The following is a 17,292-nucleotide window of genomic DNA, read 5'->3' on the forward strand; positions in this document are numbered from 1 at the left end:
GATGTTAAATGCTTTGCCAATTGGTAAGGCATTTTCTGATGGTCTCGCTGGCTAGATAGTCGAGGGAATTTGTGCTATAATGAATTCAAAAATGACGGAAAGAAGGGGGCGCTATGAGTAAGGTTAAGTTGTATATTGCGAGACACGGCAAAACCATGTTTAACACCATTGGTCGTGCACAAGGTTGGTCTGATAGCCCTTTGACCCCATTCGGTGAAGAAGGTATTCGTGAATTGGGGGTAGGTCTGAAAGCGGCAGGTATCCCTTTCAAGGCCGCATATTCTAGTGATTCAGGTCGAACGATTCAAACCATGGATATCATTTTACATGAGACGGGTTTGGAAACTATTCCTTATAAACGTGATAAACGTATCCGTGAGTGGTGTTTTGGTAGTTTAGATGGTGGCTATGATGGTGAACTTTTCTACGGTGTGCTACCGAGAACAGATGCTTTTCAAGGTAAGGAGTTACATGAGGTAACTTATCCTGAACTTGCACAAGGTATCCTTGATGTGGATACGGCTGGTTGGGCAGAGTCTTGGGAAGTGCTCAGAAAACGTATTTTAGAAGGGTTTACAGCTATTGCTGAGGATCTTGAGAGGTCTGGTGGTGGTAATGCTATCGTTGTTAGTCACGGTATGACCATTGCAACCTTTGCTTGGTTAATTGATCCTTCTGTCGAGCATCCTTCATTGGACAACGGTTCGGTTACTGTTGTTGCTTATGAAAATGGTAAATTTACATTAGAAGCACTTGGCGATATGACTTATCGTCAGGTTGGGCGAGAGATAATAGAAAAAGAAAATGGTAAAAAATAACTATCCAAGTCGCCGTCAGGCGAAAAAGCAAACCAACTGGTTTTTGGTTATCAGTAGTGTCTTGATTGCAGTCCTTTTAGTTGCAGCAGGACTTTATTCTGTATTTGGTGTCAGTCGTACGGTTCAACAAACCAATGGATCGTCGGTAATGAAAAGTAGTAAGCAAGCTACCGATGCGACTCGAAGCAAGGATGCAAAGGGACTACCTGATGTATCGCCTAAAGACTGGCAATTGCTTTTGGTAAATCGAGATAATAAGTCTAAAGAACTTAACCCTGAGATTGCTGATGTCGATGGTGTTTCTGTGGATGCGAGAATTGCTAAGAATGTTAAGGAGTTTTTAGCAGCTGCTCAAGAAATTGATCCAAGTTACCACTTGATATCAGGTTATCGTAGTGTTGCTTATCAGACAGAACTTTATAACAGTTATGTTCAGCAGGAAATGGCTGCTGACCCAAGTTTGACAGAGTCTCAGGCGGAGAAAAAGGTTCAAACCTATTCACAACCACCAGGAGCGAGTGAACACCAGACAGGTCTTGCGATTGATATGAGTACTGTAGATAGCTTAAATGAAGCAGATCCAGATACAGTAGCTAAAGTCAAAGAGTTGGCGCCGAAATATGGCTTTGTTCTTCGTTTTCCAGATGGTAAAACGTCATCAACTGGTGTAGGCTACGAGGATTGGCATTTCCGCTATGTTGGTAAAGAGTCGGCAGAGTATATGACTGAACATAATCTTACTTTGGAGGAATATTTGGCATTATTAAAGGAGAAAGCTAAGTGAGACGACGTTTTAAACTAAAAGCCTTCATAACCCTAGTTGCTGTTTTCGCTTTAGGTATTGTCTTACCTTTGATTCTTCATGCCTCTACAGATGATAATGCTCGTTCGGTAAAGGTTGCTTACACGCAGCAAGAGTTTATTGAGACCTTAGCTCCAACAGCTCAAAAGATGTCCAAAAACTATGGTGTGCCAGCGTCAATTCTCCTTAGCCAAGCTGCATATGAGTCGAATTATGGTAGCAGTCTTTTATCTGTTAAATACCATAACATCTACAGTCTGGCAGCTCAGCCGGGTCAAGAACGTATTCGTTTAAAGGATAGTATCTATAGTAAAGGGAAATGGCAATACCAAAAAGTGGATTTTGCAGTTTTTAAGGATTGGTCAAGTTCTATGATGACTTATTTAGAAGAACTTCGCCAAGGAACGTGGGGCGAGTCGACCTATAAAGAGGTGGCAGGAACGACTAGTTATAAAGTTGCGGCAGAAAAACTACAAGCTGCGGGTTTTAGCAGTGATCCTGATTACGCCAAACACCTCATATCTATTATTGAGACCTATCATTTGTCAAAATATGATCGATAAGATTAGAGTACCTCGGAGGTGCTCTTTTTTTGCTTCTCTAGGTCTTGAGATGTATCTTTAGCACTCTCTCAAAAAGAGTGCTAATTTTTTGGTTTTTTGGGTTGACATGTTCAAGTTTAGGTGTATAATAGAATCATAAGTTAGCAGTCGACGTATTAGAGTGCTAACAGATAGAAATGAGGTGACATCGTGATTACGCAAAGGCAAAACACTATTTTGAATTTGATAGTTGAGATGTTTACTCGTACACATGAACCGGTTGGTTCTAAAGCGTTACAAGAATCAATTGATTCGAGTTCAGCGACTATTCGTAATGACATGGCCAAGCTAGAAAAAATGGGCTATCTTGAAAAAGCTCATACTTCTAGTGGGCGTATGCCAAGCCGAGCAGGTTTCCAGTATTTTGTCGCTAATTCTTTGAATCTTGATACGATTGATGAACAAGATGTTTATCAAGTGGTTAAAGCTTTCGACTTTGAAGCTTTCAAACTTGAAGATATCTTGGATGCAGCGGCAAAGCTGCTGGCAGAAATGACAGGATGCACAGCAGTGATTCAAGATGTGGAACCGACACGACAACGTCTGACTGGATTTGATATTGTTCATCTATCCAATCACGACGCTTTAGCGGTTCTTACTCTAGATGAATCTAAGCCTGTGACAGTTCAGTTTGCTATTCCAAAAAATTTCTTGTCTAGTGATTTGGAAATTCTTCATAAGCTTGTTCAAGAACGTTTTTTGGGAAACACTGTCTTAGATATCCATTACCGATTGAGAACTGAGATTCCTCAGATTGTGCAAAAATATTTCAAGGTAACAGATAATGTTCTAGATTTGTTTGATTATATCTTTTCACAACTTTTTAAGGAATTGATTTTCATCGAAGGTAAGGTTGCATCACTGACTTATGCCGACTTAAAAACCTATCAATTTTTGGACAATCCACAACATGTGGCACTTGAGCTTCGATCAGCTATCTCCGATGATGAAGTGACCAAGATTTCGGTTGCAGAATCAACTGAAGAAGCGCTTGAAAATGTCACAGTTATGAGTCATAAATTCCTGATTCCTTATCGTGGGATGGCGCTCATGCATGTGATTGGCCCAGTTGAAATGGATTATCGTCGCATGGTTAGTTTGGTCAATGTTATTAGTAGAGTTTTGGTTATGAAGTTGACGGATTATTACCGTTACCTCAATAGTAACCATTATGAAGTTAGCTAAGATATAACATTTAAAAAGTATAGAAAGAGGTGTATGCCTTGACTGAAGATATTAAAAAAGAAGAAGTGAAAGAAGAGGAAGCTACTGAGACAACTGAAGAAGTTGTAGAGGAAGTAAGCGAACCTTCTGAACTTGAAGAAGCCCAAGCGCGTGCCGAAGAATTTGAAAACAAATACCTTCGTGCCCATGCAGAAATGCAAAACATTCAGCGCCGTTCTAATGAAGAACGTCAACAATTACAAAAGTATCGTAGCCAAGATTTGGCAAAAGCAATTTTGCCATCACTTGATAACCTTGAACGTGCTCTTGCCGTTGAGGGTTTGACTGATGATGTCAAAAAAGGTTTGGAAATGGTGCAAGAAAGTTTAGTGCATGCTCTTAAAGAGGAAGGGATTGAAGAAATTCCAGCAGATGGTGATTTCGATCATAACTTCCACATGGCTATTCAAACAATGCCTGCAGATGATGAACATCCAGCAGATACGATTGCACAAGTTTTCCAAAAAGGGTATAAACTCCACGAACGCGTCTTACGCCCAGCTATGGTAGTTGTATATAATTAATTGAAAACTTGTCCGAAATGACAGAAAACTATGAATGAAAGATAAAAAAGCAAAATAGAAATTAAGTAAAAAGGGGAAAAACATATGTCTAAAATCATTGGTATTGACTTAGGTACAACAAACTCAGCAGTAGCAGTTCTTGAAGGAACTGAATCAAAAATTATCGCAAACCCAGAAGGTAACCGCACAACTCCATCTGTTGTGTCATTCAAAAATGGTGAAATCATCGTTGGTGACGCTGCAAAACGTCAAGCAGTAACAAACCCAGATACAATCATCTCTATCAAATCTAAGATGGGTACTTCTGAAAAAGTTTCTGCAAACGGTAAAGAATACACACCGCAAGAGATTTCAGCTATGATTCTTCAATATTTGAAAGGTTATGCTGAAGATTACCTTGGTGAAAAAGTAACTAAAGCAGTTATCACAGTTCCTGCTTACTTCAACGATGCGCAACGTCAAGCAACAAAAGATGCTGGTAAAATCGCTGGTCTTGAAGTAGAACGTATCGTCAACGAACCAACAGCAGCAGCCCTTGCTTACGGTTTGGATAAGACTGATAAAGAAGAAAAAATCTTGGTATTCGACCTTGGTGGTGGTACATTCGACGTATCTATCCTTGAACTTGGTGATGGTGTCTTTGATGTATTGGCAACTGCAGGGGATAACAAACTCGGTGGTGATGACTTCGACCAAAAAATCATCGACCACATGGTTGAAGAATTCAAGAAAGAAAATGGAATCGACTTGTCAACAGACAAGATGGCTCTTCAACGTTTGAAAGACGCAGCTGAAAAAGCTAAGAAAGACCTTTCTGGTGTTACTTCAACACAAATCAGCTTGCCATTCATCACTGCTGGTGAGGCTGGACCTCTTCACTTGGAAATGACATTGACTCGTGCGAAATTCGATGATTTGACTCGTGATCTTGTAGAACGTACGAAAACTCCAGTTCGTCAAGCCCTTTCAGATGCAGGTTTGAGCTTGTCAGATATTGACGAAGTTATCCTTGTCGGTGGTTCAACTCGTATCCCTGCCGTTGTAGAAGCTGTTAAAGCTGAAACTGGTAAAGAACCAAACAAATCAGTTAACCCTGATGAAGTAGTTGCCATGGGTGCTGCTATCCAAGGTGGTGTTATCACTGGTGATGTCAAAGATGTTGTCCTTCTTGATGTAACTCCATTGTCACTTGGTATTGAAACAATGGGTGGAGTCTTCACAAAACTTATTGACCGCAACACTACTATTCCAACATCTAAATCACAAGTCTTCTCAACTGCAGCAGACAACCAACCAGCCGTTGATATCCACGTTCTTCAAGGGGAACGCCCAATGGCAGCAGATAACAAGACTCTTGGACGTTTCCAATTGACTGATATCCCAGCTGCACCTCGTGGTATCCCACAAATCGAAGTTACTTTCGATATTGATAAGAACGGTATCGTATCTGTTAAAGCTAAAGACCTTGGAACTCAAAAGGAACAAACAATTGTTATCCAATCGAACTCTGGTTTGACAGATGAAGAAATTGAAAAGATGATGAAAGATGCTGAAGCAAATGCTGAAGCAGATGCAAAACGTAAAGAAGAAGTAGATCTTCGTAACGAAGTTGACCAAGCTATCTTTGCCACTGAGAAGACAATCAAAGAAACAGAAGGTAAAGGTTTCGATACAGAACGTGATGCTGCTCAATCAGCCCTTGATGATCTTAAGAACGCTCAAGAATCAGGTAATCTTGATGACATGAAGGCTAAATTGGAAGCTCTTAACGAAAAAGCTCAAGCTCTTGCGGTTAAACTTTACGAACAAGCTGCAGCAGCACAACAAGCTCAAGCAGGAGCAGAAGGTGCACAAACAGCAGATAACTCAGGCGACGACGTCGTAGACGGAGAGTTTACGGAAAAATAAAATAGTCCAGTGGACTATTTTATCCCGAGCTTGAAAATCATGAGAGCGATTGCCTAAACGCCTCACTAGTTCAAAAACAAAGTATAATCGACTTTGTTTTGAACGTCGTAATGATAAAAAGAAATCCAGAGGTTGCAACCCAGCCTCTGTTTTTCGGTAAAATAAGTGAAGTGAATATAAGATATAGTTTTACTTCGTATCGTAACAAATATAAAATAGAAAGGAACAAAGAGTGTTCGTCGTTGAACACGGGCTATGGATTAAGCCAAAAAGATAGTTGGTTTCAAGGGACTAGGTGTTCATCTTTAAAACTATTACTTTGGCTTTCTCCATTAGATGCCCTTTGTATCTAAAATTATGAACAATACGGAATATTACGATCGTCTTGGGGTATCTAAGGATGCCTCTCAAGATGAAATCAAACGTGCCTATCGTAAGATGTCTAAAAAATACCACCCAGACATTAATAAAGAACCAGGTGCGGAAGAAAAATATAAAGAGGTCCAAGAGGCCTACGAAACTTTAAGTGACGACCAAAAACGTGCAGCCTATGACCAATACGGACCAGATGGTGCGAATGGTTTTGGTGGTCAAGGAGGCTTTGGTGGCTTCGATGGTGGTGCAGGTTTTGGTGGTTTTGAGGATATCTTCTCTAGCTTCTTTGGTGGTGGTGCTACTCGTAACCCAAATGCTCCACGTCAAGGTGATGATCTTCAGTACCGTGTCAACCTAAGCTTCGAAGAGGCGATTTTTGGTGCCGAAAAAGAAGTGCACTATAATCGTGAAGCGACATGTAAGACATGTTCAGGATCTGGTGCAAAACCTGGAACAAGCCCTGTAACTTGTGGTCGCTGTCATGGTCAAGGGGTTATCAATGTTGATACGCAAACACCACTTGGTATGATGCGTCGTCAAGTAACCTGTGATGTCTGTCATGGAACAGGTCAAGAAATTAAAGAGCCATGTCAAACTTGTCATGGAACAGGACATGAAAAACAAAGCCACAAAGTATCTGTCAAGATTCCAGCAGGTGTTGAAACAGGTCAACAAATCCGTCTTGCTGGTCAAGGTGAAGCTGGTTTCAATGGTGGACCTTATGGAGATCTCTTTGTAATCATCAATGTTAATCCAAGCGATAAATTTACGCGTGATGGATCAACGATTTACTATACACTTAATATTTCCTTTGTCCAAGCAGCCCTTGGTGACACTGTTGAAGTACCAACGGTTCACGGAAATGTTGAGATGACCATCCCAGCAGGAACTCAAACAGGCAAAACTTTCCGTCTAAAAGGAAAGGGTGCTCCACGTCTTCGTGGAGGTTCACAAGGAGATCAACACGTTACAGTTAAGATTGTAACTCCTACGAAGCTAAATGATGCTCAAAAAGAAGCTCTCCTTGCATTTGCCAAAGCAAGTGGTGATGAAAAAATCGCACCACAGAAAAAAGGTTTCTTCAATAAGGTAAAGGATGCTTTAGAAGATTTATAAAGGAAGGACGCTTAATGCGTCTTTTTCTTTATGACAAAAAAACTGTATGGGGTCAGTTGGTGATCGACCTACTTTTTATCCTTGAAAAAATCTGATATGATAATTCTATGGTTAGATACAAAGCGACAATTTCCTATGATGGTACACTTTTCTCAGGTTTTCAAAGACAACCAAATGCACGTTCTATTCAAGAAGAGCTTGAAAAGACTCTCTTACGGTTAAATAGCGGTACACCTGTCACCGTTCATGGGGCGGGTCGGACAGATGCAGGTGTTCATGCCTATGGACAAGTTGTCCACTTCGATTTGCCCCAGGAGCGAGATCCAGAGAAGTTACGTTTCGGTTTAGATACGCAATGTCCAGATGACATTGATGTTGTTAGTATCGAACTTGTATCGGAGGAATTCCATGCACGATACAATAAACACAGTAAAACTTATGAGTTCCTAGTAGATGCAGGGCGACCTAAGAACCCCATGATGCGTAATTATGCGACCCACTATCCCTACCCTCTAAGTTTAGAACCTATGCAAGAGGCTGCTAAGGATTTGGTCGGTACACATGATTTTACAGGCTTCACAGCTTCAGGAACTTCTGTAGAAAATAAAGTACGCACAATTACCCAGGCTAGTGTATCTATCGATGAGAAAATTGGATTTTATATCTTTACTTTTTCTGGTAATGGTTTTCTCTATAAGCAAGTTAGAAATATGGTTGGCACCTTGTTGAAGATTGGCAATGGTCGCATGCCTGTTTCGCAAGTTAAGACAGTGTTGGAAAGTCGTGACCGTAATCTTGCAGGACCAACGACAGCTGGTAATGGTTTGTATTTAAAGGAGATACGATATGAGTAATGAATTGATTTTAGCGATTTCAGGGAATGATATTTTTAGTGGTGGCGGACTTCATGCAGATTTAGCGACATTTACCACAAATAAACAGCATGGATTTGTGGCTCTTACCTGTCTAACAGCTATGACTGAGAATGGTTTTGAGGTCATTCCGGTTGATACTAATGTTTTTAAACAACAACTTGATTCACTAAAAGATGTCCCCTTCTCAGCAATTAAAATTGGCTTGTTGCCTAACGTTGAGATTGCAGAATTAACGTTGGATTTTGTTAAAAATCATTCTGATATTCCAATTGTCTTGGATCCCGTTTTAGTATGTAAGGAGACTCATGACGTTGAAGTTTCTCAACTACGTGATGAATTGGTTAAATTTTTCCCTTATATCACGGTTATCACTCCGAACTTACCTGAAGTCGAACTGCTTATAGATAGAAAGGTCAAGACTCTTGATGATATGAAGCATGCGGCTAGCTATCTCAATGAATTAGGAGCTAAGACTGTCGTTGTCAAAGGTGGAAACCGCTTGGATGGAAATAAAGCGATAGATGTCTTTTATGATGGAGCAGACTACAAATTGTTTGAGGAAGTTGTGTTGGATAAAAACAATACCGGTGCAGGATGTACATTTGCTTCAAGTATAGCTAGTGAATTAGTTAAAGGATGTTCAGAAACTGAAGCTGTGGCAAATGCTAAAGCCTTTGTTTATGAATCAATTAAACAATCAAATGAATTTGGAGTAGTTCAATATGCAAAATAAGAAAACAAAAGAGCTAACATTATTAGCTATCTTAACAGCTTTATCAGTGACCTTTGGATTCGTAGCTAAAATTCCAACTCCAACAGGGCTTTTAACTTTGGTAGATGCAGGAATCTACTTCACAGCCTTTTATCTTGGGAAGAAAGAGGGGGCAATTGTGGGCGGATTGTCTGCTTTTCTGATAGATTTGCTATCATCTGCTCCGCAATGGATGTTTATCAGTTTATTAATTCATGGTGCACAAGGTTATTTTGCTGGATTTAAAGGGAACTATCGTATCCTAGGCCTTCTGATTGCAACAATTGTGATGGTGGGTGGCTATGCACTTGCTTCAGTATTTATGTATGGAACAGGAGCTTCAATCGCAGAAGTGATTCCTAATTTCTGCCAGAATGCTCTTGGCGTAGTTGTTGGATGGGTATTGTATCAAGGATTCAAAAAAGTTCAGTCTAAAAAAGGTTAATAACATTACTAAACCCTATTGACAATAACAAAATTGGGTGTTAAGATATAAAAGTTGTCTTAACAGACTTGCCATAAACTTGAAAAGGTTCCAAAACTTTTAAAAAGTTATTGACAAGACAAGTCAGAGATGATATTATAAATAAGCTGCTTCGGAAGGGGTGGCGAACACGAGAAGTAAAAAAACTTCGAAAAAAGTGTTGACAAGTTATTCTAGATTTGCTAGAATATAGGAGTTGTCTTAAGAGAGATAAAGACCTTTGAGAACTGAATAAGAAACCAAGTGCAGGGTTATGATAGAAGAAATTATAACCTGTCAATTTACAAGAATAAATCGTCAGATGACGGAAATGAGTTAACGCTCGAACAATTATTAAAGATTTTAATGAGAGTTTGATCCTGGCTCAGGACGAACGCTGGCGGCGTGCCTAATACATGCAAGTAGAACGCTGAAGAGAGGAGCTTGCTCTTCTTGGATGAGTTGCGAACGGGTGAGTAACGCGTAGGTAACCTGCCTTGTAGCGGGGGATAACTATTGGAAACGATAGCTAATACCGCATAACAATGGGTGACACATGTCATTTATTTGAAAGGGGCAATTGCTCCACTACAAGATGGACCTGCGTTGTATTAGCTAGTAGGTGAGGTAACGGCTCACCTAGGCGACGATACATAGCCGACCTGAGAGGGTGATCGGCCACACTGGGACTGAGACACGGCCCAGACTCCTACGGGAGGCAGCAGTAGGGAATCTTCGGCAATGGGGGCAACCCTGACCGAGCAACGCCGCGTGAGTGAAGAAGGTTTTCGGATCGTAAAGCTCTGTTGTAAGTCAAGAACGAGTGTGAGAGTGGAAAGTTCACACTGTGACGGTAGCTTACCAGAAAGGGACGGCTAACTACGTGCCAGCAGCCGCGGTAATACGTAGGTCCCGAGCGTTGTCCGGATTTATTGGGCGTAAAGCGAGCGCAGGCGGTTTGATAAGTCTGAAGTTAAAGGCTGTGGCTCAACCATAGTTCGCTTTGGAAACTGTCAAACTTGAGTGCAGAAGGGGAGAGTGGAATTCCATGTGTAGCGGTGAAATGCGTAGATATATGGAGGAACACCGGTGGCGAAAGCGGCTCTCTGGTCTGTAACTGACGCTGAGGCTCGAAAGCGTGGGGAGCGAACAGGATTAGATACCCTGGTAGTCCACGCCGTAAACGATGAGTGCTAGGTGTTGGATCCTTTCCGGGATTCAGTGCCGCAGCTAACGCATTAAGCACTCCGCCTGGGGAGTACGACCGCAAGGTTGAAACTCAAAGGAATTGACGGGGGCCCGCACAAGCGGTGGAGCATGTGGTTTAATTCGAAGCAACGCGAAGAACCTTACCAGGTCTTGACATCCCGATGCTATTTCTAGAGATAGAAAGTTACTTCGGTACATCGGTGACAGGTGGTGCATGGTTGTCGTCAGCTCGTGTCGTGAGATGTTGGGTTAAGTCCCGCAACGAGCGCAACCCCTATTGTTAGTTGCCATCATTCAGTTGGGCACTCTAGCGAGACTGCCGGTAATAAACCGGAGGAAGGTGGGGATGACGTCAAATCATCATGCCCCTTATGACCTGGGCTACACACGTGCTACAATGGTTGGTACAACGAGTTGCGAGTCGGTGACGGCAAGCTAATCTCTTAAAGCCAATCTCAGTTCGGATTGTAGGCTGCAACTCGCCTACATGAAGTCGGAATCGCTAGTAATCGCGGATCAGCACGCCGCGGTGAATACGTTCCCGGGCCTTGTACACACCGCCCGTCACACCACGAGAGTTTGTAACACCCGAAGTCGGTGAGGTAACCTTTTGGAGCCAGCCGCCTAAGGTGGGATAGATGATTGGGGTGAAGTCGTAACAAGGTAGCCGTATCGGAAGGTGCGGCTGGATCACCTCCTTTCTAAGGAAAAACGGAATGCACTTGAGTTTCTTATTTAGTTTTGAGAGGTCTTGTGGGGCCTTAGCTCAGCTGGGAGAGCGCCTGCTTTGCACGCAGGAGGTCAGCGGTTCGATCCCGCTAGGCTCCATTGAATCGAAAGATTCAAGTATTGTCCATTGAAAATTGAATATCTATATCAAATTCCATATGTAATTAATTACATATAGATAGTAACAAGAAAATAAACCGAAACGCTGTGAATATTTAATGAGTTAGGTCGCAAGACCAAAATAAGGTTAAGTTAATAAGGGCGCACGGTGGATGCCTTGGCACTAGAAGCCGATGAAGGACGTGACTAACGACGAAATGCTTTGGGGAGCTGTAAGTGAGCAATGATCCAGAGATGTCCGAATGGGGGAACCCGGCAGGTAATGCCTGTCACTCATTACTGTTAAGGTAATGTAGAGGAAGACGCAGTGAACTGAAACATCTAAGTAGCTGCAGGAAGAGAAAGCAAAAGCGATTGCCTTAGTAGCGGCGAGCGAAACGGCAAGAGGGCAAACCGAAGAGTTTACTCTTCGGGGTTGTAGGACTGCAACGTGGACTTAAAGATTATAGAAGAACTACCTGGGAAGGTAGGCCAAAGAGAGTAATAGCCTCGTATTCGAAATAGTCTTTATGCCTAGCAGTATCCTGAGTACGGCGAGACACGAGAAATCTCGTCGGAATCTGGGAGGACCATCTCCCAACCCTAAATACTCTCTAGTGACCGATAGTGAACCAGTACCGTGAGGGAAAGGTGAAAAGCACCCCGGGAGGGAGTGAAATAGAACCTGAAACCGTGTGCCTACAACAAGTTCGAGCCCGTTAATGGGTGAGAGCGTGCCTTTTGTAGAATGAACCGGCGAGTTACGATATGATGCGAGGTTAAGTTGAAGAGACGGAGCCGTAGGGAAACCGAGTCTTAATAGGGCGCATTAGTATCATGTCGTAGACCCGAAACCATGTGACCTACCCATGAGCAGGTTGAAGGTGAGGTAAAACTCACTGGAGGACCGAACCAGGGCACGTTGAAAAGTGCTTGGATGACTTGTGGGTAGCGGAGAAATTCCAAACGAACTTGGAGATAGCTGGTTCTCTCCGAAATAGCTTTAGGGCTAGCGTCGATGTTAAGTCTCTTGGAGGTAGAGCACTGTTTGGGTGAGGGGTCCATCCCGGATTACCAATCTCAGATAAACTCCGAATGCCAACGAGATATAATCGGCAGTCAGACTGCGAGTGCTAAGATCCGTAGTCGAAAGGGAAACAGCCCAGACCACCAGCTAAGGTCCCAAAATATATGTTAAGTGGAAAAGGATGTGGGGTTGCACAGACAACTAGGATGTTAGCTTAGAAGCAGCTATTCATTCAAAGAGTGCGTAATAGCTCACTAGTCGAGTGACCCTGCGCCGAAAATGTACCGGGGCTAAAACATATTACCGAAGCTGTGGATACCTTTATAGGTATGGTAGGAGAGCGTTCTATGTGCGAAGAAGGTGTACCGTGAGGAGTGCTGGAGCGCATAGAAGTGAGAATGCCGGTATGAGTAGCGAAAGACAGGTGAGAATCCTGTCCACCGTAAGACTAAGGTTTCCAGGGGAAGGCTCGTCCGCCCTGGGTTAGTCGGGACCTAAGGAGAGACCGAAAGGTGTATCCGATGGACAACAGGTTGATATTCCTGTACTAGAGTATATAGTGATGGAGGGACGCAGTAGGCTAACTAAACCAGACGATTGGAAGTGTCTGGCCAAGCAGTGAGGTGTGATATGAGTCAAATGCTTATATCTATAACATTGAGCTGTGATGGGGAGCGAAGTTTAGTAGCGAAGTTAGTGATGTCACACTGCCGAGAAAAGCTTCTAGCGTTAATTATACTCTACCCGTACCGCAAACCGACACAGGTAGTCGAGGCGAGTAGCCTCAGGTGAGCGAGAGAACTCTCGTTAAGGAACTCGGCAAAATGGCCCCGTAACTTCGGGAGAAGGGGCGCTGACTTATGGTCAGCCGCAGTGAATAGGCCCAAGCAACTGTTTATCAAAAACACAGCTCTCTGCTAAATCGTAAGATGATGTATAGGGGTGACGCCTGCCCGGTGCTGGAAGGTTAAGAGGAGTGCTTAGCGTAAGCGAAGGTATGAATTGAAGCCCCAGTAAACGGCGGCCGTAACTATAACGGTCCTAAGGTAGCGAAATTCCTTGTCGGGTAAGTTCCGACCCGCACGAAAGGCGTAATGATTTGGGCACTGTCTCAACGAGAGACTCGGTGAAATTTTAGTACCTGTGAAGATGCAGGTTACCCGCGACAGGACGGAAAGACCCCATGGAGCTTTACTGCAGTTTGATATTGAGTATCTGTACCACATGTACAGGATAGGTAGGAGCCTATGACCTCGGGACGCCAGTTTCGAGTGAGGCGTTGTTGGGATACTACCCTTGTGTTATGGCTACTCTAACCCAGATAGGTTATCCCTATCGGAGACAGTGTCTGACGGGCAGTTTGACTGGGGCGGTCGCCTCCTAAAAGGTAACGGAGGCGCCCAAAGGTTCCCTCAGAATGGTTGGAAATCATTCGCAGAGTGTAAAGGTATAAGGGAGCTTGACTGCGAGAGCTACAACTCGAGCAGGGACGAAAGTCGGGCTTAGTGATCCGGTGGTTCCGCATGGAAGGGCCATCGCTCAACGGATAAAAGCTACCCTGGGGATAACAGGCTTATCTCCCCCAAGAGTTCACATCGACGGGGAGGTTTGGCACCTCGATGTCGGCTCGTCGCATCCTGGGGCTGTAGTCGGTCCCAAGGGTTGGGCTGTTCGCCCATTAAAGCGGCACGCGAGCTGGGTTCAGAACGTCGTGAGACAGTTCGGTCCCTATCCGTCGCGGGCGTAGGAAATTTGAGAGGATCTGCTCCTAGTACGAGAGGACCAGAGTGGACTTACCGCTGGTGTACCAGTTGTTCTGCCAAGAGCATCGCTGGGTAGCTATGTAGGGAAGGGATAAACGCTGAAAGCATCTAAGTGTGAAGCCCACCTCAAGATGAGATTTCCCATGATTTTATATCAGTAAGAGCCCTGAGAGATGATCAGGTTGATAGGTTAGAAGTGGAAGTGTGGTGACACATGTAGCGGACTAATACTAATAGCTCGAGGACTTATCCAAAGAAAGTAACTGAGACATATTGACAACGATTTGGTTTCTTGATACAGTATAGATGTTCAATTTTGAGTTGAGAATACTCAGAGTTAAGTGACGATAGCCTAGGAGATACACCTGTTCCCATGCCGAACACAGAAGTTAAGCCCTAGTACGCCTGATGTAGTTGGGGTTGCCCCTGTTAGATACGGTAGTCGCTTAGCGTTTATCCGCCATAGCTCAGTTGGTAGTAGCGCATGACTGTTAATCATGATGTCGTAGGTTCGAGTCCTACTGGCGGAGTATAATTCTCATTGCTAGACGCAGGTCTAGCTTTTTTGTTTTACGAAAACCACTAGCTGTGCTAGTGGTTCCGAAAAGCTTTTAGCGATGTATCAAAAAAGTCCCCCTAATTGGTGAGTATACCACCGAAACTAAGTATTTCCTCATTTATGGGATATTTAAAGGGTAAAAGTAGCTTAATGATATTTGATTGACACGCTAATTTAAAGTATAAATCTGGAAATCGCAAATTTTGGTTTCGAGGGTTTTATGTTGATACGGTTGGGCGAAATCAGAAGTGACTTGAAGAATATATTCGTAATCAATTACAAGAAGACGTGATAGCAGATCGGCTCAGTCTTTTTGAGGAATATGATCCGTTTACAGGTGAGAAGAATAAAAGAAAGTAGTCTTAAAGAGACCCACTAGTCGGGTCAGCTAGCAAAGGTAGTACTGAAGGGAAACCATTCGGTAGGCCTTTAGGCCTCGGCCGGTAGCAGAGGCTTTCAGCCGAAGAGCAAGCCACCCGTTCTCACGGGTGGTTTTGACTGATCTGTTTATCAACTGTAGTGAGTGACGAAAAGCTAATATCTAGAGAGGATATAGTGGTATAGGGTAATCCAGTTTTGTTTAAATTTGGATATGAGTGACAGTTTCAAAAACAAGGGAAACCTTAATATTTTACTCTCTATTTCCGATTAATTCTGTGGCATTCTTAATAAATCTTATAAGCTCTAATGATGGTTTGGTCGCTTTTCATTATAGTTCTTATGGGAATTTTTGTGTATACTCAAAAAGCTCTATAATCTCTACAGTGGTTTTACCCACTTCAGAAATTATAGAGCCTATCATTTTTATAGTGACATATATGTCTCTATTTTATTTCTTATGTATCTCTTATAATAGATTTCGTAATTATTTTAATTACAAATATTTTATCTATTTATAGGAGGTTTAATGGAACAAGAAGTTTTTGTTCATGCATATGAAGTTGTAAGACCGATTGTACTTAAGGCTAGTAGACAATATTTCATCCAACTTTGGGACCAAGCTGATATGGAGCAAGAAGCTATGATGACGCTTTATCAGCTTTTAGAAAAGTTTCCTGAATTAAAGTCTGATGATGATAAGTTACGGCGATATTTTAAAACGAAATTTAGGAATAGACTTAATGATGAGGTTAGAAGGCAGGAGTCTGTAAAACGACAAGCTAATCGACAATGTTATATCGAAATTTCAGATATTGCTTTTTGTCTCCCAAATAAAGAGTTAGATGCTGTTGATAGGCTTGTTTATGACGAGCAGCTTAATGCTTTCCGTAATCAGTTGTCTTCGGAAGATGCTACTAAGTTAGACCGTTTGCTAGCTGGGGAGTGTTTTAGAGGTCGAAAAAAGATGATTCGAGAGTTAAAATTTTGGATGGTTGATTTTGATCCTTACAATGAAGATGATTAATTCTTAATATAGAACCTTGACTAGCATTATTGATTAATATGAATAAAAAACACTTCGAAAGTAGATTTATCTTATCTATCTTTTGAAGTGTTTTTAATGTAATGAATTTATTTTACTGCTATAGGGTTTCCAATGAATCTTGGAAGTTCAATGTTTTCTTTGATTAGAGCTTCTTGGTAAAGTTTTAAGAAATCAGCATAGATATGAGTTTGTTGTCCATTTTTCGTAAAAATATCAATACGAAATACTAGTTGTCCAGAAGGAGTTGTGCTTAATCCAATGATATTTGGAGCTCCACAGATTTGAGGATAGTTTTCAATGTTTTCTTGATTTACTTTTTGTATGATGCTTGTCACTTTATTGATATCGGTTGACGGATAGACTGGGATATCAATTTGAGCTCTCATGTCCCCTCGAGATTTGTTAGATACAATTGTGATATTTCTGTTAGGTATAAAATGGAGGGTTCCATCAAATCCTCGAATTTGAGTAGTTCGAATACCTACGGTTGAAACAAGGCCTGTAACGGCTCCTACTTCAACTGCGTCACCGACTTCAAATTGGTTTTCTAACAATATGAAAAAACCATTAACGACATCAGATAGGAAGCCTTGAGCTCCTAGACCAAGAGCAACCCCAGCAAGTCCTGCCCCAGCAAGGAGGCTAGATACTGGGACCCCAAGGATACTAAGAAGACAGTAAACAAGGAAGAAGTATAGCACGTAGTTCATGCAATTGTGTAGTAATCGTTCAATTGTTTTTTGTCGAGCAGGTGTTTGAATTGTCCAAGCTAGAGAGCGTCCCACTGTATGTTTAAAAAGAAAGTTGATAATCTTCTTACTAAGAAGAAAGATGATGAGGAGAATAAGGAGTTTAATCCCTTTCGTAATGAGTACCATTAGGGTCTCTTCAAAATTAAATTGTTGGATGTATCTTTGTAAAATATTCATAGCTCTAGTTTATCAAAATTTTGAAAAAGTAGCAGTTTCTAACGATTTTCTTGTGATTAAATTGGATAAAAAAACTTTTAAAAGGCTTTGAAA

At 42.1% G+C, this 17,292-nt stretch carries 12 protein-coding genes, 2 tRNA genes, 3 rRNA genes and 1 pseudogene; 17 read left to right on the forward strand and 1 reads right to left on the reverse strand.

The window, feature by feature from the left end:
- The first annotated feature begins 113 nt into the window (after nucleotides 1-113).
- The 17 genes and pseudogenes from ACWPVZ_RS00610 to ACWPVZ_RS00690 all read left to right on the forward strand — a co-directional run bounded on the left by ACWPVZ_RS00610 (nucleotide 114) and on the right by ACWPVZ_RS00690 (nucleotide 16,249).
- Nucleotides 114-818, forward strand: a complete 705-nt coding sequence (locus ACWPVZ_RS00610) for a histidine phosphatase family protein (RefSeq protein ID WP_414341424.1) — start codon at nucleotides 114-116, stop codon at nucleotides 816-818.
- Nucleotides 805-1,602 carry a M15 family metallopeptidase gene (locus ACWPVZ_RS00615; RefSeq protein WP_073689399.1) on the forward strand — a complete coding sequence of 266 codons (798 nt, stop codon included), beginning with the start codon at nucleotides 805-807 and terminating at the stop codon, nucleotides 1,600-1,602. The genes ACWPVZ_RS00610 and ACWPVZ_RS00615 overlap by 14 nt, the downstream gene beginning before the upstream one ends.
- Nucleotides 1,599-2,183, forward strand: coding sequence for a glycoside hydrolase family 73 protein (locus ACWPVZ_RS00620; RefSeq protein ID WP_145517581.1), 585 nt, complete (start codon nucleotides 1,599-1,601; stop codon nucleotides 2,181-2,183). The genes ACWPVZ_RS00615 and ACWPVZ_RS00620 overlap by 4 nt, the downstream gene beginning before the upstream one ends.
- A 189-nt stretch (nucleotides 2,184-2,372) precedes the next feature.
- Nucleotides 2,373-3,407, forward strand: coding sequence for a heat-inducible transcriptional repressor HrcA (hrcA, locus tag ACWPVZ_RS00625; protein ID WP_037604041.1), 1,035 nt, complete (start codon nucleotides 2,373-2,375; stop codon nucleotides 3,405-3,407).
- A 38-nt stretch (nucleotides 3,408-3,445) separates the two neighbouring features.
- Nucleotides 3,446-3,970 carry a nucleotide exchange factor GrpE gene (gene grpE / locus ACWPVZ_RS00630; protein WP_037598025.1) on the forward strand — a complete coding sequence of 175 codons (525 nt, stop codon included), beginning with the start codon at nucleotides 3,446-3,448 and terminating at the stop codon, nucleotides 3,968-3,970.
- 84 nt (nucleotides 3,971-4,054) lie between these two features.
- Nucleotides 4,055-5,878 carry a molecular chaperone DnaK gene (gene dnaK, locus ACWPVZ_RS00635; protein WP_414341426.1) on the forward strand — a complete coding sequence of 608 codons (1,824 nt, stop codon included), beginning with the start codon at nucleotides 4,055-4,057 and terminating at the stop codon, nucleotides 5,876-5,878.
- A gap of 357 nt (nucleotides 5,879-6,235) precedes the next feature.
- Complete coding sequence (gene dnaJ, locus ACWPVZ_RS00640; protein WP_002886399.1) at nucleotides 6,236-7,369, forward strand: molecular chaperone DnaJ; 1,134 nt, start codon at nucleotides 6,236-6,238, stop codon at nucleotides 7,367-7,369.
- A gap of 107 nt (nucleotides 7,370-7,476) precedes the next feature.
- Nucleotides 7,477-8,223: a tRNA pseudouridine(38-40) synthase TruA gene (truA, locus tag ACWPVZ_RS00645; protein WP_145517579.1), complete on the forward strand. Its 747-nt coding sequence runs from the start codon at nucleotides 7,477-7,479 to the stop codon at nucleotides 8,221-8,223.
- A complete protein-coding gene (locus ACWPVZ_RS00650; protein WP_347096343.1) occupies nucleotides 8,216-8,977 on the forward strand; it encodes a bifunctional hydroxymethylpyrimidine kinase/phosphomethylpyrimidine kinase in 762 nt (253 codons plus the stop codon). The genes truA and ACWPVZ_RS00650 overlap by 8 nt, the downstream gene beginning before the upstream one ends.
- The gene (locus ACWPVZ_RS00655; RefSeq protein WP_060973129.1) at nucleotides 8,967-9,440 is read left to right on the forward strand and encodes an ECF transporter S component; all 474 of its coding nucleotides are present in this window, start codon (nucleotides 8,967-8,969) and stop codon (nucleotides 9,438-9,440) included. The genes ACWPVZ_RS00650 and ACWPVZ_RS00655 overlap by 11 nt, the downstream gene beginning before the upstream one ends.
- A gap of 380 nt (nucleotides 9,441-9,820) precedes the next feature.
- Nucleotides 9,821-11,368, forward strand: a 16S ribosomal RNA gene (locus tag ACWPVZ_RS00660).
- Nucleotides 11,369-11,422: 54 nt separating this feature from the next.
- Nucleotides 11,423-11,495, forward strand: a tRNA-Ala gene (locus tag ACWPVZ_RS00665).
- A 146-nt stretch (nucleotides 11,496-11,641) separates the two neighbouring features.
- Nucleotides 11,642-14,539, forward strand: a 23S ribosomal RNA gene (locus ACWPVZ_RS00670).
- 83 nt (nucleotides 14,540-14,622) lie between these two features.
- Nucleotides 14,623-14,736 (forward strand): 5S ribosomal RNA (gene rrf / locus ACWPVZ_RS00675).
- The 16S, 23S and 5S rRNA genes sit together here with 2 tRNA genes alongside, the layout of an rRNA operon.
- A 5-nt stretch (nucleotides 14,737-14,741) precedes the next feature.
- Nucleotides 14,742-14,815: transfer RNA gene (locus tag ACWPVZ_RS00680), tRNA-Asn, on the forward strand.
- Between the two features lie 110 nt (nucleotides 14,816-14,925).
- Nucleotides 14,926-15,204: pseudogene (tnpA, locus tag ACWPVZ_RS00685) on the forward strand (IS200/IS605 family transposase); the annotation flags it as partial.
- A gap of 547 nt (nucleotides 15,205-15,751) precedes the next feature.
- Nucleotides 15,752-16,249 carry a sigma-70 RNA polymerase sigma factor region 4 domain-containing protein gene (locus ACWPVZ_RS00690; RefSeq protein WP_021143466.1) on the forward strand — a complete coding sequence of 166 codons (498 nt, stop codon included), beginning with the start codon at nucleotides 15,752-15,754 and terminating at the stop codon, nucleotides 16,247-16,249.
- A 107-nt stretch (nucleotides 16,250-16,356) separates the two neighbouring features.
- Here ACWPVZ_RS00690 and ACWPVZ_RS00695 read toward each other — a convergent pair whose 3' ends face one another.
- The gene (locus ACWPVZ_RS00695) at nucleotides 16,357-17,199 is read right to left on the reverse strand and encodes a mechanosensitive ion channel family protein (protein WP_368386982.1); all 843 of its coding nucleotides are present in this window, start codon (nucleotides 17,197-17,199) and stop codon (nucleotides 16,357-16,359) included.
- Between the last annotated feature and the right edge of the window lie 93 nt (nucleotides 17,200-17,292).

It is taken from the genome of Streptococcus sp. Marseille-Q6379 (assembly GCF_965119505.1).

Bases quoted from the DNA above. Each gene is read 5' to 3' on its own strand.
- ACWPVZ_RS00610 (WP_414341424.1), top strand. From the start codon at position 114: ATGAGTAAGGTTAAGTTGTATATTGCGAGACACGGCAAAACCATGTTT.
- ACWPVZ_RS00615 (WP_073689399.1), top strand. From the start codon at position 805: ATGGTAAAAAATAACTATCCAAGTCGCCGTCAGGCGAAAAAGCAAACC.
- dnaK (WP_414341426.1), top strand. From the start codon at position 4,055: ATGTCTAAAATCATTGGTATTGACTTAGGTACAACAAACTCAGCAGTA.
- dnaJ (WP_002886399.1), top strand. From the start codon at position 6,236: ATGAACAATACGGAATATTACGATCGTCTTGGGGTATCTAAGGATGCC.
- truA (WP_145517579.1), top strand. From the start codon at position 7,477: ATGGTTAGATACAAAGCGACAATTTCCTATGATGGTACACTTTTCTCA.
- ACWPVZ_RS00650 (WP_347096343.1), top strand. From the start codon at position 8,216: ATGAGTAATGAATTGATTTTAGCGATTTCAGGGAATGATATTTTTAGT.
- ACWPVZ_RS00655 (WP_060973129.1), top strand. From the start codon at position 8,967: ATGCAAAATAAGAAAACAAAAGAGCTAACATTATTAGCTATCTTAACA.
- ACWPVZ_RS00690 (WP_021143466.1), top strand. From the start codon at position 15,752: ATGGAACAAGAAGTTTTTGTTCATGCATATGAAGTTGTAAGACCGATT.
- ACWPVZ_RS00695 (WP_368386982.1), bottom strand. From the start codon at position 17,199: ATGAATATTTTACAAAGATACATCCAACAATTTAATTTTGAAGAGACC.